Origin of the sequence: Bradyrhizobium cenepequi (genome assembly GCF_020329485.1) — a bacterium.
In the GTDB taxonomy this organism is placed as follows: domain Bacteria; phylum Pseudomonadota; class Alphaproteobacteria; order Rhizobiales; family Xanthobacteraceae; genus Bradyrhizobium; species Bradyrhizobium cenepequi.
Map to the genome: position 1 here is coordinate 1 of NZ_JAGKJI010000010.1, position 22,361 is coordinate 22,361.

Genomic DNA, 22,361 nt, shown 5'->3' on the forward strand with positions numbered 1-22,361 from the left:
TCCGGTCTCGGGCGTTATGGCAATTGCTCTGGCGCCGGCAGCGCGGATACTAGGGGTGGCTCCGTGAAGAGCGCGTAGTCCAGCTGCGCACAACGGGGACCAAGTCCCGTAAACGAAGGTAACGATCAACGGCGCAGTTTGTCGCAATTCCAAAGATGAAACGAGCTTTCCATTTGCCTCAGGGAGAAGGAAATCGGGGGCAGGTTCGTTCGCCTTCAGGGCGACGTCAGGAACGCACGCCTCTCGCAGCCATGATGAAAGCAGCCGGTCGGTTTGGATGTCCAGCGGACGAAAGCCGCTCAAGGTCTCCGCGGAGGCTTCGATCGGCGTACTGAGCGGGCGCCCGTTCAAAACTTCGTCATTCATTCTAGTTCTCCCCCAACGGTGCCCCTCGCGGCACCTGTCCGCGTATGTTTCTTGCATGGTGACCGTGCGTTCTGGAAAACGAAAATTCAACTTTGGAATGGTAGTCGTTGACGAATAATCGTTAGGAATAGTCGGCGGCCCCAAATATCGCGATGAGCCACGGCGCACACGAAGCACTAGGCGCCGCTTCCGTAGAGGAGGCCGCGATCGATGACTCTTATAGTCACCACGCCCGTGCTCCGGCATACCGAACGACAGGATGAGGAGGAGATGCTTGTGTCGGTGCAGGACCATTTCGGACATCAGGGATAGAGTCCGCGGGGGGCTATCGCTGAAGTTCCGCGCTAGAATCGTGCTTCTTGGATTTGCATTGATCGCCGGCGCGTTGCTCTTCACCGAGCATCGCGCTCACGTGCCGGGGCCCTCATTTGGCTTCCTCTCTTGGCTTGTCCACTGATGCACTTCTTTATGCATGGCAGTCACGGTGGCCATGGTCATCGCGACGGCTATGACCAGCAGAATGAATCGCTGCACGCTATCGTCGCCGCCTGCGCTGAACTTGATCTGGCTCAACAATTTGGGAAAACTATGCGATGCGTCATGGCGCAGAGCGCTGACACCGAGTCCGCGAGTTGGCTGACGAAATCGTCGAATTCCAGTTACCCTGGATTAGCGAAACGACGCAGTCGATCGCGCGCTCAGTATCAAAGCCGCGATGATGCGCAGGATCTGCCGCCTCGCCAGCCGAATAGAACGCCGATCTTGCTGCGGATTTACTCTACCACCAGCTTGCCGCGGAACATTCCCATGGGACAGTCAAAGCTAAACTTGCCCGGAGACCCTGGTGGGCTTTTGCGGCGGCGCGGGCATGAAAGATGGGATTATAAACGATAATCGCGGAAAAGAGATTAGCTGGACTCGCAGGTAACCGCGCGGCCCTTATTGGCGGACGGCGCGGACGCGAGGAGACACAATGCCAGGTCCAGCGCGTCTGGGCTCAACCATGGTCATTAGAGTAAGCTCGGTCGACACCTGTGTCGGCAAGAACTCCTCGTTCCATTCCGGAGTGTCACACAAGATAGGCGAGGCTGGCCTCTGATCGTATGCGTCAAGCGCGGCATGATATCTCCGCGATTGACCGATTTGCTCGGCAAGGCGACGATGGTGACCGGAGGGCGTCCGCCGGACCTGATCACAGTGGGAAAAGCTGGATCTTGCCTGGTCGATCGCGCTCCGTCGCTGGACGCCTAGAATCCCGCAAGACCCTGGGGGCTATTGTAGGGAATTGGGTTTCGACCAATCTCCGTCAGTCGGCCGCTCGTCTTGTCGAGGCGGTAGCTGACAAGCACCGAGGCATTTCCAAAGATCTGATAAAAGTACTGGTCGTCGGGAGTCAGCCAGCTGTCGCTGGGTCCGCTGCTGACGAGTCCGTTCACGGCGCGGAAGGTACCGTCGCCCGGTATCGCGTTGTTGGCCGGATCCTGGAGAAGGCTCAATCCGCCCGCTACCAGCCGGTAGGTCGAGACCGTTCCGTAGCCGAAATTGGTCGCGAGCACGAGCGAGTTGTCAGAGGTCACCTGCAGCCAGCAGAGCTCGGACGGCTTCCCGAGCGAGGTATCGATTGGGGCCAACGGGCCATTGGTCACGCGACCCTTGCCATCAATGCGGCTCACTAGCACACCGTCCCCTGCCGCGACACCGTTGAGGAAGGTATCACGACTCTGGTTGATGAAGACCATGTAGAATGGCCCCGCGCCGCCGGCATCGGCAAACAAAGCCTCGTCGAGCGCACCGTCGTCGCGCACCGGGAATATCACGAGCCCGTCTGGATCGGGGGCGTTCGCCACGACCAGATTTGGCGACCCGTCCGGATTGGCGGCTGGACGAGCGTCGAAGAGGATATCGACCAGCAGGAAGCGGCCGTCGGGCGACAGAACCGCTTGTGACGACACCCGATCGGTCTTTGTCGCGGTGTTTACCGAATGGCGCTCCGGGCGCAGGTTCAGCTTGCCATCTTCGGCGACTGTGTAGGAGCGAAGGTGGTTGGGGCCGAAGGCATGGAGTACGTATAGTGTTCGGCTTTGGGGTCGATAGGCGAGCGACTTGGCCGTTCCGGTGCGCCCGGTTACGGGCTCACCAGTCGATTGCCGATCGATCACAGTCAGCTTGCCGTCTGGACCCACTCGGAAGCTCGTCACGCTGTTGTCGCCGCCGTTCGTCGTGAACAGCAGGGTGTTGGATTCGGCTAGGATCACACTACCAGCGCCCTCGAATGCGTTGGGCGCGCTCTCCTGACCGCTGATCGGCTTGAAGACGCCGGAGCCAGCGCCCCCGGTAGGGATACTCTCGCGTAGTTCGAGTTGCCCGTCCTCATTGCGACCGAAGTGCATGATGCGGTTCTGGGTCTCATTGGTCTGCATGTAGACATGACCCACGAGGTCCGAAGCGAGTGCGTCTACTCGGAGAGCCCCGAAGAGAAGCAGCACGAGCGCGATAGAGATGAGATTCGACGATCGCGGACGGCCCATGTAATTTTCCTATGTTGGTGCCGCTTGCGGGCACGGCCTATTGCTTCAAGTGAAATATCCCCGGACGCAGATCCAATCCGAGGCGTCGGTCGGGAGGTGGCATAACGGGCTGTCGGTCTTCTAGTCGGTCGACGTCATCTTCAAAGGACCGCCCACATCGAACCAGGACCAACCCACCCATGACTGACCGTGCCGGTCGTCATCTGCCCGGTCGCCGCCTCGAACAGGCGCGGATCGATGATGTAGAGCAGATCGCCGGCGCGGACGATCGCACCGTCCTTGAACTCGACGCTGTTGACGAAGCCGCCGACACGGGCACGGACCTGAACCTCCTGGATCGCCTCGAAGCGACCGGTGAACTCGTCCCAGTCGGTGACGGTCCGTTTGACCGGCTGCGCCGCCGTCGGAGAGATCTTGGGCAGTCTCGGTGTGAAGTGAAACACCGGGACCGACGTGCTGCAATCCTCCGCTGCCGCGACAAGGTCCTGCCGGGTCGTAATGTCAGTGTGTCCATCGCGTGACGATTTCGATTAGGTCATTACTCTGCATATCGACCCCCTGCCTTTTTACTCTTCCATCGTGTTCCGCGTGTCGATCGCGGAGCCGCAAGTTTCGGGACGACGATGCTTTTGGAGAATGACTTTGCAACGCCGGCGAGGGAAATCACCTCTCGCCATGGAGTCGATAAACGATCGTTATCGACGCTTCGCCGCACGGCCCGATGCCGTAGCGGAGGAATGCCCCGAGCGGCATGGCACGCGAAGCCGACGTTTTGACTCTGCAGAGACTTCTAAGCCGCGTTCAGACGCTGAATTCGGCAATCAATGCCGTCGCGGCTTGCACCACTGGTGCCGCGAAATTCGCGCAGTGAGCCCCGAGAGAAGTTCGTACATGGCGCACGAGAACGGCAAGAAGCGCGCGCGCCACTGTGGGCTATTCATGATCCACACGAATAACTCAAACGCATTTTCTCGATTCAGTCATCTGGAACGCAAGTTCGTCACATTATACGATAGCTCGAAACTCGATAGAGGAGAGGGGCTGTGGCGAATGAAGGTGTCAGAGGCCGGCCGATCGCGCCGTGCTGAGTCCGCAGGAGCGAGCTTACTTAGAGAGGCAAGTTCGTCGTCACCGCGTTGCCCTATCCCCACCGAACCGAGCCCTTGTCCTCAGCATCGATGAGAAAAGCCAGATTCAGGCACTCGATCGCGAGCAACCGATCTTGCCGATGATGCCTGGCGTACCGGAATGTCTGACGCACAGCTATGTGCAGCATTGTCCACGAAATGCTGCGAGCAGCAGAGACCCGAGCGGCCACTTCTCCGGAAGTTTGTCCACGGTTTTAGCTCGGGAAGCTAGGTGCGGGCAGTCGTCCGGTATCGGCGCCGGCTCCGCCAAGAGACGTTGAGAAGCCCGCTTGGGTGCTGCGCCGGCCGATCAGTTGCGCTCGGCGATCCAGTAGCCTGCGCAGCGCCCGCCGCCAGAATGGCCGCTCCAGGTTCCGCGACCTGACGGGCCGACGAGCCTGCCAGATCCGGAAGCATATTTCTCATGAACGGTCACGGAGGCACGAACCGCGCCAGATCGAGCCACGCGCCCTCTAAAATGCACCAGATTGGGATGAGTCACGATCCCGTTGGTGATGTTGACAGAGAAACTATAGGTCGGATCACAAGGGCCGTATTGCGTGACGAACAGGAGACTCCAGGGGCCGTCATAGGCAGACCTTGCATCGGCACTGGTAACGAGGAGCGAGCCCATCACCACCATTGCGAGCGCGAGCAGAAACCGCTTCATGATATCGTCTCCGAAGGCTAATGATCTGCGTATGTCGGAATATCTCACGACGAAGACTGTCGAGATCGCGCGCGCCGGTGGTGCTACGAACGCTAAAATCTCTCGAATACATGTTGGCTAGCGGCGGCTCGAGGGAGCCGCACGCTGCCAAGCTTTGGCGTCACCACCCGTAGTAGTCACCCCAGCCGTAAGAGAAGCTGGGATAGTAATAGGTCGGATAACGCCAATATGAATTATAGGCGGGATAGCCCCAGTACGAATTATAGGTGGGGTAGCCCCGGTACGAAGGGTAGGGATAATCATTCGGCGTGCGTTGCACGCCGCGTGCCCCCCGATCCCGCCGCACCCGATAGCGCACGTCCGTCGTCATGGCTGGTACCGCCGCCTTGATCGATGTGCCATTGATCGGCGCAGCAGACGATTTGGCCGTGCCGGCCACTGCGATAGGAACAGCAATTGCGAGCGCGATCGCGAGGCTGGGGACTTGAATCTTCATGGTAGCTCCTGTTCGTGTCAAAAATGACTATCCACCACCCAACAAGATTGACCTTGCAACGCCGGCGAGGGAAATCATCTCTTGCCATAGAGTCGATAGACGATCGTTATTGCCGCCGCGTCGCGTGATGCCGTAGCGAGGAATTCCGTGCCGAACAGCATAAGACGAACGTCCCCTTGCCGTTTGCGCTTGGATAGCTACAGGCAGAGGGCGCAAACCCCATGATCATCATCTACCGCGTATTCGCAGTCGGCTTGGCTGCGACGACATCCACACGTCAGACGGCGACCACCGGCCGTCAGCGATGTGGTCGTCTGAGCGCAGTACCTCTGCTGGAGTGTCCTTCTAGCGAGAGATTTCGATGACCATTATCAAGAGCTTTGCCGTAGGTAACGGCGATACGTACTACGTTCGGCACAGTTCGGATAATTTTTCGATCATTGATTGCGACTTAAACGATGAGAATGCGGAAGTAATCATCAAGGAAGGCGGAGTCCCAAGATAAGGGCGTCGTTCGATTCATTTCCACACATCCGGATGAGGATCATTTCGGAGTATCGAAAAGCTGGATGACCAAATGCCGATCCGGAACTCTATGTGGTGAAAAACAACGCAATAAAGGACGACGAGACACCGTCCTTCAAGCGCTATTGTCAGCTCCGCGACAGTGACAAGGCTTTTTGCATCTACAAGGGATGCTCTCGAAGATGGGCATTCTTCCTCGCGCACACGACCTGGTTTTTTGAGGCGATGGTTCTCTCGCCCCATCTGAAGGGCTACAGGCCGTTCGATGAGCGGTTCACGTTCCTGTTCAATTCCTACCACGAGACGCTTGGGGCGCGGCATCCGCGTCCTCGGCGCCCCATGATCACGCGGCCGGCATTGGACGAAGTCTGCGCATACCGCGCACATGTTGACGAAGCGTCACCACCAGCACTGCCAGCTATACTCCGACCGGCCACACGCCGCCGCTGTGTAAGAATAGCGGACTCCTGCCGTAGCGTGATCATAAAAAGCGGGTATCCAAACGATAACCAGCCGGGATGAGATCGTGGTGGACCGTCGTGGTACTCAGTCTCTCCAACAGCGTTGGACAACAGCGTTTTTGGAGCTTGCGATAGGTTCTAACGGGCATCCGGCCAGAACCGCTGGTACGTTACAACGCGGTGAAAAGAGCCACACACCGGACGATGGCAAGCTACAGCGCTTGCATAGCATGCAGGCACGACCGTAGGCGAATGGTGGCGCGAATGTTTGCTGACGCTCGGAGGCGCGAATTGCATGAATTTCCATGAGACGTTTCGGCGAGACAACGACATGCATATGATCGGCCTACTCGCACGGGGGGTCGCTCACGACTTCAATAATAGATTGCAGAGCATGGCCAGCGCCCTCAGCCTGATACGCGCGCGCGTTGCCGCGGGGTGCACGTCTGACCTCGGTCCTCTCATAGAAGTTGCGGAACAGTCGTTGGTTAGCGCCGGCAAGCTCGCGCATCGTCTCATGACCGTTGCGCGTAAAACGCATCATCAATCAGACAGTCTATTTCAACTTAACGATGCTCTCCTTTCAATGAGTGATCTGCTGCGCTGCGTCGTCGGAGAAGGAATCGTGCTACGCTTGGCTTTATCGGATTCAGCAACTCGAATCCGATGTGATTCTCACCTGTTCGAATGCGCGATCATAAACCTTGTGATAAACAGCCGAGACGCTATGCCCAAGGGAGGTATCATTACGATCGAGACCGGCAGGACTTACTCGCCCAAAGGCGCCGATGGCCAACAGTATATTTCCCTATGCGTGACTGATTCTGGATGCGGCATTCCCTCCAACGTCCTGGAAAAGATATTCGAACCATTCTTTACGACGAAGCCACAAGGTGTTGGGACCGGGCTTGGACTTCCCATGATACGCCATTTTGTTGATCAGGCGCGCGGCCACATTGAAGTTCACAGCACGCCGCAACAGGGCACATGCATAAAGCTCTATTTACCGGCTGCGGCCGAAAGCTAGATGGAAGCAGCTTAAGTCGCTACTCGGTCTCGAACCACGAAGTCATTTTAGGCATGCCAGAGGATCCCGTCGCAGGATTGCTGGGAATTGAAGGTGGGGTAGTCTCCGAGGTGATCACCCTCGAATCATCCGGCGTTGGAGCGCCGGATCGGAGACCACGCCATGACCAGCAATATCACGAAGACGTATTATCCGCAGTGCGAAGGAGAAACGGCTCCCCCAGCTTTTCGGCGATTGGTTCGATCCGAGCGGTGCGGGAACGAGCGCGGGAATTGAAGAATTGATCCGCAGCGAGCTCGATGCGGCCTTGCGCGCCCGCGGTACGAACGCAGCAAGAAGGCCGGCCGTGAGGGAGCGCGCCGCATTACGGGTCATCGGCACGGCAGCCGGCTGCGGTCGCTGACTGGCAGCTTCGGGCCGATTGAGATCGCCGTCCCGCGCGCGCGGCTCAACACTGCCGACGGCAAGACCACCGAGTGGAAGAGCCAATCGCTGCGGGCCTACCAGCGCCGCACGCTGGCCGCCGACGCGATGATCGCCAGCTGTTACGTAGCGGCACCAACACGCGCCGTGTGTGCTCAGCGCTCTGTTCGCTGGCGCGGTCGGTAAGGACACGGTGAGTCGGATGTGGCGCAAGGTGAAGAGCGAGTGGGTGGAATGCCGGTTCGCTGGCCGAAGAACCGATCGTGCGATTGATCCTTAACGGTACCGTGGTCCGGGTGCGGCTCGACCGCAAGGCAACCTCGATCTCGCTGCCGGTCTTCATCGGCGTGCGTACAGACGGTCGGAAAGTCTTGCTCGCGATCAAGAGTAGCGGCGGGAGCACCGAAGCCCGGTGTGCCGTGCTCGATGATCTCATCCGGCGTGGGCTGCGGCGGCCGGAGTTCCTCATCATCAATGGCGCGCCGAGGCTTGAGGCGGCGATCGCCGTGGCGTGGGATGGCGTGCCAGTATAGCGCTGCACGGTCCACAAGCACCGCAATCTGTTGGTGCATGCGCCCGAGAGCCCGTATGAGGAGATCACCGCCGACTACAACGACGTGATCTACGCAGCGACGTACGAGGAGATCGAGGTGCGCCGCAAGGCCTTTGACCGCAGATGGCGGCTCAAGCATCGTGCGGTGGCCGACAGCCCGCAGGAAGCCGGCGACCGGCTCTTCACCTTCACGCGACTGCCGCCGAGCCAGTGGAAGAGCGCACCCATCACGAATGCCATCGAGCGGTTGCACGAGGAGTTCAAGCGACGGATCAAGAAGCAGACCGAACTGCCATCAGCGCACACCGGAGCCATGTTGTTCTGGGCACTGCTCGCCTCCGGCCAAATCAACATGCGCGAGGTCGATGGCTGGAAAACGCTCGCTGCCAAGCTCATCGATCAGCCAATTGACCTCGCCGCGTAATCAGATATCTTCACGATGTCGAAGATTACGCCACCTGGGATTCCAACCATATCCCGGACGGCACCAGGGCCGGCGGGCATTGAACAAAGAGTTCGCCATTCTTCTGGGCGGTTCATGGCGTCATGTTCCTCATGCCACAATTCGCTTCTCGTTTTTGAGCCTCATGCGGGCGACTTGAAGTCGTACGAGATGCGACCGACCGGCCGGAAGGAAGAAGAAAGCGATCACTGCTCCTCCTCTGGCTTTCCGGAAAATGGCGACTGCCAGGATCAGGCGCGGTCCATCCCGATTCCTGGCCAACCTTGCAGGCTTTTGAAGGCGGGACAGTCCGTCTGAAGGCGGGACAGTCCGTCGACGTCAGAGCGAAAGAGGTTGTCGCCGCTTTAGGACAGCGTCGCAGTCAGATAGCGCATCAGCGCGCGTTTCCTCCAATGGCCCAAACGGGAGTACCGCGGGCCCACGCCGCCGCGGCGGAAGGGTAGTCCTCGGATCGCGCCGGGAATCCACAATCCGTCGCCGTTCGTCCAGATACACGGCTCGCTCGGCTTGTCGCGGCCTTGGCCGGCGGACAATCGCTAAGGGGCCTGCTAACTTGTCGGCTGATGAGCGAGGGAGACAGACGGTGGAAAGCGACATCCGGGACGATCCGGCCATGAGCCGGTTTGGCCAATGTCGAGTCCGGCAAGCTGGTGCGGCAAGCCGGAAAGTTGAAGGGCTTATTGTGAGCAGTCGTTGCGGTAAGCGACCTTTCGGGTCTGACCGACATTCAGACTACAAACGAGCGCATGGAGGTCGGCGTGTCCTTCTCGGTCTATGACATCACAGTTCCTGTCATGGTGCATGGACTGAACGTGATGGACGACTATCTCGATCACGCCCAAGCGCTCGAGCGGACCAAGGGGTTTGAGCCTGGGAGGATCCTTGGCGAGCGGCTCGCACCCGACATGCTGACTTTCGGAGAACAGTTCTCCGTAAGCTGCAACAAGGTTGACGCGCATATGGCGAAGCTGATGCAGCGTGACGGGCCAGTGCCCCGCAACACCCCGATGATGTATCCGGCATTGAAGGGACGGCTCCTTGAGACTCGCGGCTTCCTGCAAAACGTGCAGCCGGACGAGATTGCCGGCGCCCAGTCCCACACATACGAGCTGTCGCCGCCCATCGTGCGCGGGTGGTTCGGCGGCGACGACTACATCCGGCACCTGGTGCTGCCCGACTTCTTCTTCCACATCTCGATTGCGCACGCGATCCTCAGGCACCTTGGAGCGAAGATCGGGAAGCGCGACTATCTAGGCAACCTCACTCAACAGAGCGGCGGTGACTACTCGTGAGAGAAGGGCGCGGCGCGAGCCGAGCCCTTCAAGGCAGGACAGCAAGTTTAAGGGATGCCGATAGTGAGCGAGTTGCGAGAGGTCATCGGCGAAGTTGAATTCGAGGCTGCTGTAAGCGAGTTGAGAGGCGCGGGGATCGGCCGCGCTCGAATAAGCTCCCTGGCGCAGGAGGCAATTGCAGCGTGCTGCGCGGGAGCCGTCGGCTGCGACCGCCCAGTGCAGAGCAGAGGCCGCCACCGCTATTATGCGCCGGCACTGCGGAGCCGACGTCTTCGCCTCGCCATCAGCCTAGCAACGAGTCTCGCCCCCCGACTCATCAGTTCTTCGGCTCCTCGGCGGTCCGCGGCTTCTGGAACGCAGGAGCCGACGGCAGCCGCCAGTGCACGGTGTGGTGAAATGCGACCGTTCAAGCAATGGAAGTAGAGCTGAGCCATGTTCCGCGTCCATGGTAGCTTCGTCTCAAAACCGCCAACAGCCAAGTTCATCCGCAAAATGGACCCGATGCCGAAGTTGGCTTGTCCGTTTCTGCCATTGGTGCGTCAATAATGCCATATTTCGCGCATCAGGCTTTAACGCCTAGCCTTTTTGTCACGTCCGGCTCCCTTGTTCGCCGGATTAGACGGAGGCGAAACATCTTCCAGAACATTAATTCTATTTGAGAAAGCTCACGCGCAGTTTCGAAGGCCTGAACAGGCGCCGGAGTGAGGCCCGCGGCCTTGAATGGGATACGTATGGCATCGGATCGATTGCGGATCGGCACGCGCAAAAGCGCAATGGCGATCGCCCAGACTGAGGAAATCGCACGACGCCTGAAAGCCGTCGGCACCGAGGTCGAAATCGTCAAGTTCGAGACCACGGGCGATATCGACCAGGTTAGCAAGCTCTTGCCGCATGGCGGCAAAGGCGGGGCCTTCGTGGCGCAGATTCGCGAGGCGGTGCTTAACGGAAGGCTGCACGCCGCGATGCATTCGCTTAAGGACGTGCCGGGCAATGAGGACACGCCCGGGCTTGTGATCGGCGCGACGCTCTCGCGCGATCCGCCCGGCGACGTCCTGGTGCTGCGGCCGGGCACGTCGGTCGACGAGCTCAAACGCACGCGTGGCAAGGGATTCGAGATCGGCACTAACTCCGTCCGCCGCGCGGCCTATGTGCGGCGGCTGTTTCCGGAGATCGAGGTCATCCATTTCCGCGGCGCCGCCGACAGCCGCGTGCGCAAGCTTGACCAGGGCGCAAAGCAGAAGCTGCCAGATGGCGGTGCGGTGGGGCCTGCGGATGCGTTGATCATGGCGCGCTCAGGTCTCGAGCGCGTCAGGCTTACGAGCCGCATCGCATACGAATTTTCGATTGCCGAGATGCTGCCGGCAGTGGGGCAGGGGATCGTCGCAGTCGAATGCGCCGCGCGCGATTTCGAGACGCGCCGTATCCTGTCAGCGATCGACGACGCGACGACCCACGCGTGCGCCGACGCCGAGCGCGAGGTGCTGTGGGTGCTCAACGGCCATTGTAACTCGCCGATCGCGGGATTTGCGGAAGTCATGGGCACGGAGATGCAGCTCGCCGCATCCGTGCTCGATCATGCGGGCAGTCGGATCATCGAGGCCTCGCGTGTTGGCCGAGCAAGCCGCCCGCGCGAACTCGGCCGCGCAGTGGGAATGGAGCTGCTGGCTAGAGGCGCTGCCGAGATCATCGAACGCGGCCGGCCGGTGTGATAGAGCGTCATTGCGCGAAACGAAGCGACGAAGCACTCCAGAGTCACAGGTGAGGCTCGGGATTGCTTCGCTTCGCTCGCAATTACGGTTGCTTTGTATAGGAAAAATCAATCTGGCATCGGGACCTGGTCCCCTCATGACGCTCACATGCACGAACGTTCGCCCAAAGCAGGTCCGCTACTCGATTCGAATAGGATTGAGCGTCGTGCGTGTGGACAGTTTGATTGCCTTGCGAGAGCTATTGAACAGTTCGTTACGGCAAGCGCCAGTTCCTTCCGCCAACAGTGAGGCCGTCCATTGACCGCCGTCTGACAGCAGCCGCGCGCATAGGCGCAGCCGGGCAATCTTGGCCACGGCGGTCCATGCAGTCACCAAAATTTGCGTGACTGCACTACACGTTTGGGGGATCGTGTGTGCGCCCTGGCGCAGCAGTCCCGGTCAGCAAGCGGCTAACGTCGAAATCATTCGCCCCGCCCCACAGCCAACTGGTCCAATCGAGGCGATCGACGGCGATACCGTGCGCATGAACGGCACCGTCTATCGATTGACCGGGTTCGATACGCGAGAGCGCAGCGACAAGGCACGATGCGATGACGAGCGCCGCCGCGCCGAAGCTGCCACCGCGCGCCTGCTTCTTAGCAGCGGCAACGTACACCCGTTGTCAAAACCGTTGCCCTCGCCCCGGGAGCATCCAAGGGGAGGCGCAAGAGCGCGGGCGGGATGGCCAGCGCTATAAACCTTCGTATCGGTCCGTTACCCGTTTAGATGCCGGACGTTTACCGACGTTCAATTGAGCCGCTGATCGCAATCATCTTAGATAGCGTATGCGGTAGCGACCCTCAGCTCCCCCCGTGACCCGCTATCGCCGCCCTCCTTGGGCGTTTCCCTAGACTTGGGCCGCTTGTGGCAACGCAGGCGGCCTTTCTTTTTGTGTGTCCCCTAGGACTAAACCGACGTCTAGTCGACTTATACCCATTCACTAGCCGGAGCGTACCTCAGTACGATCACTTCATACCCGCGCGCAATGGCGTCAACCAAGTGCTCGGTGCTACCTAATGAATGCGGAGTGAAAGGCAACGGAACCGGCCACGAGCAGGCAGTTGCAGGACAAGGTCGGCGGCGTAGCGCCCGCCGGCCTTTCCCTTGATCGAGTCGCACGTTGCCGCTCCAGTAATTAGTGTCTACTGCCACAGTTGGCTGCGGAGAGTACGCCATGAAAAACATCGCCGATCTCCTAATGCGGTTTTGGCAACGGAGCCAGTCCGCGTCCAATACTCAGGTTGCGGCTATAGCCGGCAATCGGGACCGATCCAGCATGGCCGATTTTGTCCGCATCCTTCAGGCCTACGATCAAGATCAGTACGGCAGGAGTTAGGGGCGACCGCGTCCCAATCGGCTTCTTGGGTCCTTTGGTGAGTGTGAGGAAATACGGGGACCGCGCGGTATAAAGATATTTGCAGTTCATCACACCGGCGTAAATTATGTACCGTATCGCACACAATGGCGGTGCCCGATGTGGCGCATGTCAAACGCTCAAGCGCTGATCTTCGTCGCGGCGGTCGTCGTCATGGTCGCACTGGCGGCTCGGTGGCTGGCGCTGTAACCGGAAATCAACTGGCCAGTGTGGCCACTTGAACCGCCAACGATCGAGAGAGGCGACATGACAGATCGGGAGAACTCACCGGCCTATCGGATGCTGCCGTGCAGTGCGCGCCAGGCGCTCGCTGCGATCGAGCAGGCGATCGGCGGCGGCGACAGCGCGAGCGTGTCCTACCTCGCCTTCAGGCTGGATCACTGCATCACGCAGAAGGTGGTGTCGCGAGCGTTGCCGATGCTCGTCAATCTCGGCCTGATCGAGATCGAACGCGGGCCACGCGGCAGCAATGTGTTCAGGCTCTCGAACTGCTGGCGCAGCATTGATGAGGTCGAGGCCAAGCGGCTGGCAGAGCTGGTGCGCGAGGTGAAGCCGCATCGCACCTTCGAGAGCAAGGCCAAGAGCAGCGATGGCGGGAAACCCAGTGCTAGTAGCACTGGATCGACCGGCACGGTGTCGCGTCCTGAAAAGCGGCGGCAGCCGACGCCGGTGAAGCTGCCGAAACCTATAACTGTCGAGCGGCGGCCATGCAGGCGGCGGGTACCGTCACTGCCGACGATGCCGTGGCAGGACGACGGACGGTAGCGTCTCGCTGCTGATGTGCACTACGCTCGGTCCATAGACCGCACGGAAACGGGATATTCGTAACTATGCGCTGCACCTTGCGTTGATGGTGCGCAGGTGTGGCAGCGTGCTGGCCTTGTACGAACGATACGACAAGAAACGGAAAATTGGCGAGTACCGCACATGGGCCGCCCTTGAGCGCACGATACGGCGATGAGTGGCTGCGCGACAACCCGACGCCAAAGCGAGAAATGCGGAAGCGGGGATAGGCCTCGCGTGAAGCGAGGGCATCGAAGCTCGCAGGATCCATGCGAGCTATCGTCGGCTGATCTGGGGGCCGATCATCCCTTGCGTTGCTGCTTGAGCGCCCACAGCCTTGTAGGCTTCGTTCTCGTAGGCATCATCATCTGTCGGCGGCGGGACCAGCTTCGCCCCTTCCTTGCAGAAGTGATCGAGGCCACGCCCGAGCTTGCGGCCCAGTCGCTGCCATCAAGGCCAGTGGCCTGGAGCGCGACCTAGCCGAGCACCGCGAGCACGTCGCGACCGAATATGTTTCCAAGGCGGCGAAGCTTGGGGGAAGATGTCGATTTGGGGGAGTTTTTGCCAAACCCGTATGTCTTAGAGCCCTTGCAGCCTTGTCAGTGCGACAGCGCCCGCGAGCCGCAAATGCAAAAAGCCCCGGACGATGCCGGGGCTTCTGCCTGCCGATTTGGCAGAGGTACGAGATTAGTACCTGCCGACGACCGGGGCGCCCCAGTTGAAGCGGTACACGATCGAGGTGCTGATCGTCTGCACCCAAGGCTTGAAGGTGGTCGAAATTCCCGTCGGCGCACCACCGAAGCTTTCCGGCAGGGAGATGCGGTCGTAGAAGGCGGAGCGATATTCGGTCTTCATGAACCAGCCGGGTGCGCTGATGCCAAAGATGTCGAGGTTGTTCTCGACGCCGCCACCGACGAACCAGCCGTCACGACGGAAAGACGGCGTGGTGATCCCGGTCGGGGTTCCGGCCAAGTCGCGCATGTCGGTGCCGGACCATTCAGAGCCTGAATAGCCGCCGTTGACGTAGGAGTAGACGTTCGGCGCAACGAGGTAGCCGAGGCGCACGCCGGCCGCATAGCTGGTCCGAAGCTTCTCGCGCCCCTCAAGACCGTTAAGCGGATCGGTCAGCGAGCCGCGGAGACTGCCGAACTGGCCGTCAGCGAACACGCCTGCAACCCATCGGCCGTTGAACTGCCAGTCATAGCCGACACCAACGGTGCCGAACCAGCCGTCGCCGCCGAGCCGCGTGTCGCGCGTCAGCGGAATGCCGCCAACGGTGGTTTGAACATTGCTGTCGGCATCCCACAGACCGCCGCCGCCGCCGCCGAAGACGTAGAAGCCGGTCCAGTTATAGGCTGGCGCAACCGGCGGGGGTGCCTTCGTATACGGCCGCGCGCCAAGATCAGCCGCCGAGGCTGAGCCCGTCAGTGCTGCAACCGTGGCCACAGCGAGCGCCAATTTCTTCATGTTCAGATCCCCAACGTGTTAGTCGAACGCCTGATGGCTGCGTCGATTCCATTTCGTAGCTGCACAAACTATAGCTATTTCAACCGGGAATGCTGTTGCGGGGCAGGTACACTCGCCTGAAAACGCTCCGATGTTTTTTCGGTCCGGAGCCGCGCGCATGCGCCAGGAGGAGGAGCGGTGACGTGAATCCAGCACTCAACCCGCCTTCTGTGTCGTATAGCCGTGTTTCGATGATGTAACGCAGGAATCTTCGGCCGCGAGGCGTGATCGCGATCTGTCCTTCAAGAGTTCGGGCGACCAGCACGAAAGACTCGAGGAAGCTAAACCACTGTTCAAACGCATAGTTCTTATAGAGAAAGCGATCAACTAGCCGCGAGCGGCCAAGCCGCCCCTTTTGAAATTCAGCCAACAGCTTCAGGTTTTCACTAAGGATTCCTCGACCAGCCACAGGTGGCCTCCCGCCGCGATCGTCGCCACATTGCCTACGCAAGACAGCGTGTCGTCGGCTGGCCGAGGCTGGTTGCTCAGCGCTCGAAATTATGAGCATCACCGGGCACACCGACATGCACCGCAGCGCCGAGCAGCCTAACCCCACTATACCGCTAATACTAATCGCCCGCTCCGGAATGACTTATGGTGGGAACATCGTTGGCTTCATTGCAGTACGATCACGTCGTCGCCGGGAAGATCTGCATAAAGCCGTTCCACCAGTGCGGCGCGACGCTCGAGGCCGGCGCGCTGGTTGACGTAGCCCTTATCGGTGAGTTCGTTGCCGTCAATCGAGGCCGGTTCGACCATCAGCATCGCCCGCGCGATCCGCAGGCTGCTGGCTCCGGAACTGGAAGCGTTGTGCGCTTCCAGCCCGCGCTTCAGGCAAGCGATCACTTCCGAATGCTTGACGACCTCTTCATAACTCGCGTCAGGCTTACCCATTATCTGGCGGCAGGCGTGGAGATTGGGCCAGGCCAGCAGCCCGATGAAGGGACGATCGTGCCCAGCCACCAGCGCATCCTGCACGACAGGTGTCGCCGCGGCGATTGCGTCGGTGCGCAGTGAACCAACATGGACAAAGGTTCCGGTCGTGAGCTTGAAATCCTCCACCACGCGGCCGGAGAAGATCAGCCCTTGCGACGGATCTTCGGGATCGACGAACACACCGGCATCGCCGATGCAATAGAATCCCTCCTCGTCGAACGCCGCCCTTGTCAGATCGGGCTGACCGAGATAGCCGGGCGTGACGTTGACGCCGCGCAGGCGCAGTTCATATTGCGATCCGCAGGGCACCATTTTTAGTTCGACGCCGGGGAACGGCAGGCCGATCAGGCCGACGCGCTCGGTCTCCCAATAGGTGCCGGCCGAGCCCGGCGCGGTCTCGGTCGAGCCCCAGCCGGTGTAAAAAACGATGCGCTCGCCGGTCGTGCGCACCGCGAGCGCTTGCATGCGGTCGTAGAGATCATTCGGCAGCCGCGCGCCGGCATAGGCCATCACGGTGAGATTCCGGAAGAAGCTGCGGCAGACCGCGTCGTCCTTCTCCATCTCCGCCGCCAGCACGGCATAGCCCGCTGGCACGTTCATGTAATAGGTCGGCGAGATCTCACGCAAATTACGCACAGTCTCATCGAACTGGCCCGGCATCGGCCGACCGTCATCGATATAGAGCGTGCCGCCGTCGATCAGAACCGGGTTGAATGTTGCGTTGCCGCCCATGGTGTGGTTCCACGGCATCCAATCGAGCACGGTCGGGAGCGGCCCGTTCGGATCACGCGGCTGCACCTGCATCAGCATCGCCGCATTGGCGCACATCATCTCCTGCGTGTTTATGACGGCCTTGGGCATGCCGGTCGAGCCGGAGGTGAACAACAGCTTGCCGATCGTCTTCGGCGTGATCTCTGCGATCGAGTCCTCGACGTCTTTTGTGACCGGCGTCGCGGCGAGATCAGCAAAGCTGACGCTCTTGATACCCTCGCAGGGCCGCGCAACGTGCACGACCGTGACGCGGGTGAGATCGATCGCAGTGAGCGCCTTCTCGAAGGTCGGTCCGTCCTGCACCATCACCACGGCCGGCTTGATCAGCTCGAACAGATATTTGAGCTTGAGATGATCCTGGCTCATCAGCGAATAGGCCGGCGAAACCGGGGCCGCCGGAAACCGCGCTTGCATCGCCGCCTGTGTCATCAGCGCATGCTCGATCGAATTGCCGGAGAGGATCGCGATGGGACGCCCTTCTTCAATCCCGAGATTGAGCAGGCCTTGCGTCAGGGCATCGACGGTGCGCTTGGCTTCGCCATAGGAGAGCCGGCGCCACTGCCGATCGGCGCCGGTACGCTGCGCCAGCCAGGTACGCTCCGGCGCCTCGTTCGCCCATTTGGCGAGCGAGGCCGGGATGTGCGTCTGGTAGGACTGCAGCGGAATGCGCGACTTCAAGACGATCACACCGTCGGACCGCCGCTCGATCGCAATGTCGCGCTCCAGCCATTCGACTTTGCGAAACGGCGGATTTCTCAGCACCGCGGCCACCGCGCGCCGACCGGAGAGACCGCTCATGCTGCTATGCGCCACAAGTTTCGCGATGAGGCGATTATCATGCGCAGATTGCGATTGTATTTCGGTCGGGGAGAATGGTGTTACATTGGTAGCACAGAGACTGCGCGCACCAGAACCGACACTAGTCGCTATTTCGGGGTGCGATGTTGCTTGTGGGTCAAAATGGGCTTGTGCCGGTGAGCCGTCTCAAGGAACTACCGTTCCTTGAAGGGCAGCGCAACCTGAGACCGAGTGATTCTGCCGGAGCCACCTCGCCGGATTCAGAGGGAAAACGCCTCGCCGCACTAGCTCGGACTAATCATTCACCCGCCCGGAGCCATCGACTGAAAGACTTCGTCGCGCAGATAGAAGTGGTGGAAGAGAGCCGCGGCTGCATGCACGCCGGCAACCCAGAGGATGGCGTTGCCGAGGGTGGTGTGTATTTCCATGATCAGCTGCCCCAGTCCATGCGCCTTCGCGATCTGGGGGGCGATGTCGAATCCGGGAAGGGTGACGGGAATCCCCTCGAGCCAGGTACCGAGCACGGCCGTTGCCGGAACTGCGATGAGGAGCGCATAAAGCGCGAAGTGGACCAGCTTCGCGGCCGCAGACATCCATCGTGGCATCGGCTGCTTCGCGGGCGTGCTGTCGATCAGCCCCCATAGCAGCCGCAGCACGACGACAATGAAAACGAGCACCCCGAGCGCCTCGTGAATCCTGCGGAGCCCGTCCGCGGCGGCGGAATAGAGCGAATCGCGGTCGCCCTTGCTCAGCACATAGGCGGCGAGAACCAACACGACGGTCAGCCAATGGAAGGCCTGGGCGCCAGCGCCGTAGCGAGAGGAGGTGCTGCGCAAACCGATTATCTCCGATCTTAAGCCACCGCAGCGGTTGATGAACGGTGGCGGCGCGTCGCCAGAGATTTGGGCGCTTGGTAAGCTGGCCGGTTCTCCTTCCGCCCAGCTTTACCTTATGACGAACCCATTGCCCAAGGGTCCTCAATCGGTGTCCGAGGGTCCGGCACTCTTCAACCGGGGCCGCAAGAGGGAGATGATCATCGCAGCGGCCGAGGAGATTGGGGGGCATTCGCCAAAAAGCACCTGCCGGTTAGCTTCGTTCCGTCGTGCTCACAACCGAAGAAGCGGCGGAAGTCCTCACCGTGAGGCCCTACGCTAAGCGACATCGCCGGCCGGGATACCGAACTTGGCCTGCATCAATCGCGGCCCGACTGACCCGCCGGCCACTGATGGGCTATCGCCGATCGCATGGGATTGACCGTACATTCGAATTTGGGCGGACCAGGCAAGTGCATGCATCGTCAGTCCTGCTGCCCGTCCGTCCGAAGGGGGGCCAATGAACAGCGCTTACGATCAGGCCGTGTTGCGGGCGAGTTAACATAACCTCGCTAACAACCACGACAGATGGTCAGCTTCTCTCAATCACCGACGGGTACTTGCAGTGTCGCTAAGGACCAGCCGCCGACCCATACTGACAATGCAAACGTTGATCCCAGCCGATGAGCTCGTCGGAGTGACCTGGTTGGAACGGGTCGGTTGCGGATTTGTCGAAGCCGCTTTGGATGCTCATCTTCTTCAGACCCATGGACGGAAGATTGTCCATCGCGGTCGGCACGAAAGTCATCTGCAACATACGGCGGGCCTCAGCATCATGCTCACTGCGGAACACATGATGCGATTGCCATTGGTTGTGGCTCGAGCATCTAGGGCGATCCCTTGCGATGGCTAGTTCAATTACTCGTGATTGCGGGGCGCCGCTACACTCCTGCGCTCGATGCCTTTGTGAAGATCGCACGGCTGCGCAACTGGAAGGCGGACCTTTCCGCTATCATGGTTGAGTCGACTTAGGTATTTTCGCTGGACGCTCCCTGGCGACTCAAAATCGACAAGTTACCAGGATCAGCGACTGAGAACCTTCCTTCTCTGGAGCTGGTCACCGCGCATTTATGCATGATGTACCGCGTTTCCTGGAAGTGCATAACCAGTCCTTATCGGTAGCATTCCCAATCTTCATTTCAGCATGCGCTCGCACTCTGGGATGGTGACATCCTGGATGCGAGACACTTCGCTCTCAACGAAAAGTCCGACGAGATCGCTCGATCACCTGGAAACTTCTCATGAGTCATCTTCAGCAATGATGTGTTGCGCAAAACCTGCGAGACCAAATTGGCGATGCCAATAAGTGTACAGGGCGAAAGAGTCGAGGAAGAGCAAAACGCGACCTTGGCCCTTCTCGAGGCGGGAAGCCGAGAACAACTTGCAAAGGCGCTCCTCGGGATCGCTCTTCAGCGGTCACGAGCGTCAGCTGGGGCTGTGCTATTCAACGAGAACGGTCAGTTCGTACCGTTCGCCACGTCGAACTGGGCCGAGAACGCTGTGAGGGATGTTCGGTTCTCGTCCTCGCGGTTTGCGTTGGACCTTGGGACTCTTGAGCATGCCGCCAGCATGCCCGACCCCATTTCGAGGAACGAAGTTCTTTCCAGGTTCGATGGCAGCAGCATCGACCTCTCCGTCCTGTGGATACCTCTAAGGTATCGAGGGGACACGGTGGGTCTGATCTACCTAGAAGCGGATCGAGGCGGGAGTTTCGGAGCAACGTCGATCGAAAGCTTTCGCGCCATTGCAATCCAGGCTGCCGCAGTTCTAACCAACCTTCGATTAACCGATGATCTCGCGCGAGAAATCCGGCTAAGGCGGCACGCAGAGGCAAGTCGCGACGAAATTTATGATTCGATGCTTCGGCGTCAGTGCATCGGAAAGATGGGTGTTGCGATCGTGGGTGGATTGGAAGGGCTGGCGGAGGGGGCGCAGGCAAACCTCAGCTTCATCAGGATCGACGGCGTCATTTTGGAAGTACTAGGCATGTTTCGTGACGAGTTGGAGAAGTCATCCATTGCCGTGCGTGCCGATATCGATGAAGGGTTGCCGGAGTTGAGGGCAGATCGCTTGCGACTACAGCAGGTCGTTTTCAACCTGCTGCAAAACGCCATCGATGCGATGAAGGATGCGCCCGGCCGACCGCGAAGGCTGGAAATATCGTGCCGTGCCGACAACGCCGAAGTGTTAACGGCATTTCGCGATTGCGGTGGTGGCTCGGGAACAAACACAAACGATATGAGCCGTTTGTTCGATCCATTCTTCGCGACACGAGGCTCTCGAATGAGTTTAGGCCTATTCATAAGCCAGCGCATCATAGAGGCGCATCGTGGACGGATTTGGGCAGAAAGGAATGAGGACTGCGGCCTGACTATCCGGTTAGCGCTGCCGCTATGAGGAAGAGCCAGGAGCGCTCAGGGCGCCTTACAGTATTTCCATCTGCTTACGAAGCAGGCAGCTTAGGCGTCCCAGCTGCGAACAACGTCACCGTCTGCCGTTGAGGATAGTTCAGTCGAAGTGAACCAATCTAATGACGGGTGTATGAAGTGTGTTCACCTCAAGTGCGGGCCCCGAGCGTAATCGGTTCGCCTCCGATGTATAAGCGCCGACTGAGCCTGCGGCTAGGTGGGAGGGCAGCCGGTTCACTAGAGTTGTCGGGTATGCAGCCCCTCGATTGAGCAGCCGTGTAACCTCGGTCGCGATCATCGATGACGACGATGGCATCCGTACAGTACGCGAAGCGCTCGTGCGGTATGATGGGTTACGTGCGTTTCGGTGGAGCATCATCTCGATCGCCCGTTGCGCAAAGCCGTTCTCGCAAGGCATTAATCCGCTTGAAGGTGAGCACCAGCGATCGGTCAGATGGAAGAGAGCCGGACGAAGGCCAGAAGATCGGCGCTCCTCGACCATGGACACACTTACACCCTCCGACCGACAAGAGGTAATTCGTCTTTCCGCGTCTTGCGCGTCGTGAATGGCTCGGCGGTGCAGCTTCGCGGCGCAGCTCCAAGCTATCGCGATCCTCTATAGTTTCAATAACTTTACTCAATACGCTGCAGGAATAGAAATGGTCCATGGAGTCGACATTGCTTCGGCGAAACGCCGTCGTCGGAATGCCTTTGGTGGGAACGTGGAAAGATGCACGTAGTGAAGATATCACAGGTATTGCTGGCTGGAGCGCTGATCGTATCGCGCAGCGTAGCCGACATCAATGTCCTCGATCGACTGCCAACGAAGGGACCCGAGTTACTCAACGCGTACGTCGAGCCGAATGCCATGGCCGCGTTCGAAAGCACCGGGCGATGGGCGGATGGCACGCAGATAGTGAACGAGTTCAGCGCGCTGAAGACGGGCGCAGGATGCGATCCGGGTACAGTTTATTGCAAAGGTGGATTCGGAGAGCGCGTCTTCGAGACGGGATGTGTCGGCTGGGCATGATGAAAGGATGCCAAGAGGTTCGCGCGAGCGCAAAGAAACCGGGGTGTATTTCACGTTTGGTCACAGGCCTACCCCTTACGAAAAACCGCCATGCCGAGCGAAAAGCGAAAGTGCGAAGCGTGCCACATCAATCTTGCATCGGATACAGACTATGTCATCTCACGCACATATATCGGACTAGTTGAATGAGTGAGAAAACCGCC

Annotated in this window: 16 protein-coding genes and 3 pseudogenes; 9 read left to right on the forward strand and 10 right to left on the reverse strand. The window is 59.7% G+C overall.

What is annotated here, in order from left to right:
- Positions 1–366: redoxin domain-containing protein (locus J6497_RS13730; RefSeq protein ID WP_225704806.1), on the reverse strand; the 366-nt coding region annotated here is incomplete at its 3' end.
- A 369-nt stretch (positions 367–735) separates the two neighbouring features.
- On the opposite strand from J6497_RS13730, the gene J6497_RS41935 reads away from it, so the two are divergent.
- The gene (locus J6497_RS41935; RefSeq protein WP_376708204.1) at positions 736–1,260 is read left to right on the forward strand and encodes a DUF2933 domain-containing protein; all 525 of its coding nucleotides are present in this window, start codon (positions 736–738) and stop codon (positions 1,258–1,260) included.
- A gap of 353 nt (positions 1,261–1,613) precedes the next feature.
- Here the strand turns inward: J6497_RS41935 and J6497_RS13740 are convergent, their stop codons facing one another.
- Positions 1,614–2,894: a lactonase family protein gene (locus J6497_RS13740; RefSeq protein WP_225704807.1), complete on the reverse strand. Its 1,281-nt coding sequence runs from the start codon at positions 2,892–2,894 to the stop codon at positions 1,614–1,616.
- A gap of 203 nt (positions 2,895–3,097) precedes the next feature.
- Positions 3,098–3,394: pseudogene (locus tag J6497_RS13745) on the reverse strand (efflux RND transporter periplasmic adaptor subunit); the annotation flags it as partial.
- 641 nt (positions 3,395–4,035) lie between these two features.
- Here J6497_RS13745 and J6497_RS41940 point away from each other — a divergent pair.
- Positions 4,036–4,170, forward strand: a pseudogene (locus tag J6497_RS41940) (IS630 family transposase); the annotation flags it as partial.
- Between the two features lie 161 nt (positions 4,171–4,331).
- Here the strand turns inward: J6497_RS41940 and J6497_RS13750 are convergent.
- Together J6497_RS13750 and J6497_RS13755 are read right to left on the reverse strand one after the other, a co-directional pair.
- Positions 4,332–4,691, reverse strand: coding sequence for a hypothetical protein (locus J6497_RS13750; protein WP_225704808.1), 360 nt, complete (start codon positions 4,689–4,691; stop codon positions 4,332–4,334).
- A gap of 160 nt (positions 4,692–4,851) precedes the next feature.
- Entirely contained in the window at positions 4,852–5,187 is a 336-nt protein-coding gene (locus tag J6497_RS13755; protein WP_225704809.1) for a hypothetical protein, read from the reverse strand.
- 1,281 nt (positions 5,188–6,468) lie between these two features.
- Between J6497_RS13755 and J6497_RS13765 the strand changes: the two genes are divergently transcribed.
- The 5 genes and pseudogenes from J6497_RS13765 to J6497_RS13785 all read left to right on the forward strand — a co-directional run bounded on the left by J6497_RS13765 (position 6,469) and on the right by J6497_RS13785 (position 13,819).
- A complete protein-coding gene (locus J6497_RS13765) occupies positions 6,469–7,200 on the forward strand; it encodes a sensor histidine kinase (protein WP_225704810.1) in 732 nt (243 codons plus the stop codon).
- Positions 7,201–7,372: 172 nt separating this feature from the next.
- Positions 7,373–8,600 (forward strand): annotated as a pseudogene (locus tag J6497_RS13770) (IS256 family transposase).
- A gap of 797 nt (positions 8,601–9,397) precedes the next feature.
- Positions 9,398–9,931, forward strand: a complete 534-nt coding sequence (locus J6497_RS13775) for a DUF1993 domain-containing protein (RefSeq protein WP_225704811.1) — start codon at positions 9,398–9,400, stop codon at positions 9,929–9,931.
- Positions 9,932–10,662: 731 nt separating this feature from the next.
- On the forward strand, positions 10,663–11,640 hold the full coding sequence (hemC, locus tag J6497_RS13780; protein ID WP_225704812.1) for a hydroxymethylbilane synthase: 978 nt from the start codon (positions 10,663–10,665) through the stop codon (positions 11,638–11,640).
- A gap of 1,660 nt (positions 11,641–13,300) precedes the next feature.
- Positions 13,301–13,819 (forward strand): hypothetical protein, encoded by a 519-nt coding sequence (locus J6497_RS13785; protein WP_225704813.1) that lies wholly within the window; start codon positions 13,301–13,303, stop codon positions 13,817–13,819.
- 705 nt (positions 13,820–14,524) lie between these two features.
- Here the strand turns inward: J6497_RS13785 and J6497_RS13790 are convergent.
- The 5 genes from J6497_RS13790 to J6497_RS13810 form a co-directional block, all read right to left on the reverse strand.
- On the reverse strand, positions 14,525–15,304 hold the full coding sequence (locus J6497_RS13790) for an outer membrane protein (protein WP_225704814.1): 780 nt from the start codon (positions 15,302–15,304) through the stop codon (positions 14,525–14,527).
- 79 nt (positions 15,305–15,383) lie between these two features.
- On the reverse strand, positions 15,384–15,752 hold the full coding sequence (locus J6497_RS13795) for a hypothetical protein (protein ID WP_225704815.1): 369 nt from the start codon (positions 15,750–15,752) through the stop codon (positions 15,384–15,386).
- 206 nt (positions 15,753–15,958) lie between these two features.
- A complete protein-coding gene (locus J6497_RS13800; protein ID WP_225704816.1) occupies positions 15,959–17,848 on the reverse strand; it encodes an AMP-binding protein in 1,890 nt (629 codons plus the stop codon).
- 302 nt (positions 17,849–18,150) lie between these two features.
- Complete coding sequence (locus J6497_RS13805; protein ID WP_225704817.1) at positions 18,151–18,684, reverse strand: cytochrome b; 534 nt, start codon at positions 18,682–18,684, stop codon at positions 18,151–18,153.
- Positions 18,685–19,291: 607 nt separating this feature from the next.
- Entirely contained in the window at positions 19,292–19,477 is a 186-nt protein-coding gene (locus J6497_RS13810) for a hypothetical protein (RefSeq protein WP_225704818.1), read from the reverse strand.
- A gap of 914 nt (positions 19,478–20,391) precedes the next feature.
- Between J6497_RS13810 and J6497_RS13815 the strand changes: the two genes are divergently transcribed.
- Entirely contained in the window at positions 20,392–21,117 is a 726-nt protein-coding gene (locus tag J6497_RS13815) for a sensor histidine kinase (RefSeq protein WP_225704819.1), read from the forward strand.
- A 741-nt stretch (positions 21,118–21,858) separates the two neighbouring features.
- Positions 21,859–22,158, forward strand: a complete 300-nt coding sequence (locus tag J6497_RS13820; RefSeq protein ID WP_225704820.1) for a hypothetical protein — start codon at positions 21,859–21,861, stop codon at positions 22,156–22,158.
- Positions 22,159–22,361 lie beyond the last annotated feature (203 nt).

Coding starts and splice junctions, on each gene's coding strand:
- J6497_RS13740 (WP_225704807.1), bottom strand. CDS start 2,894: ATGGGCCGTCCGCGATCGTCGAATCTCATCTCTATCGCGCTCGTGCTG.
- J6497_RS13750 (WP_225704808.1), bottom strand. CDS start 4,691: ATGAAGCGGTTTCTGCTCGCGCTCGCAATGGTGGTGATGGGCTCGCTC.
- J6497_RS13755 (WP_225704809.1), bottom strand. CDS start 5,187: ATGAAGATTCAAGTCCCCAGCCTCGCGATCGCGCTCGCAATTGCTGTT.
- J6497_RS13765 (WP_225704810.1), top strand. CDS start 6,469: ATGAATTTCCATGAGACGTTTCGGCGAGACAACGACATGCATATGATC.
- hemC (WP_225704812.1), top strand. CDS start 10,663: ATGGCATCGGATCGATTGCGGATCGGCACGCGCAAAAGCGCAATGGCG.
- J6497_RS13785 (WP_225704813.1), top strand. CDS start 13,301: ATGACAGATCGGGAGAACTCACCGGCCTATCGGATGCTGCCGTGCAGT.
- J6497_RS13790 (WP_225704814.1), bottom strand. CDS start 15,304: ATGAAGAAATTGGCGCTCGCTGTGGCCACGGTTGCAGCACTGACGGGC.
- J6497_RS13800 (WP_225704816.1), bottom strand. CDS start 17,848: ATGAGCGGTCTCTCCGGTCGGCGCGCGGTGGCCGCGGTGCTGAGAAAT.
- J6497_RS13810 (WP_225704818.1), bottom strand. CDS start 19,477: ATGTTGCAGATGACTTTCGTGCCGACCGCGATGGACAATCTTCCGTCC.
- J6497_RS13820 (WP_225704820.1), top strand. CDS start 21,859: ATGCACGTAGTGAAGATATCACAGGTATTGCTGGCTGGAGCGCTGATC.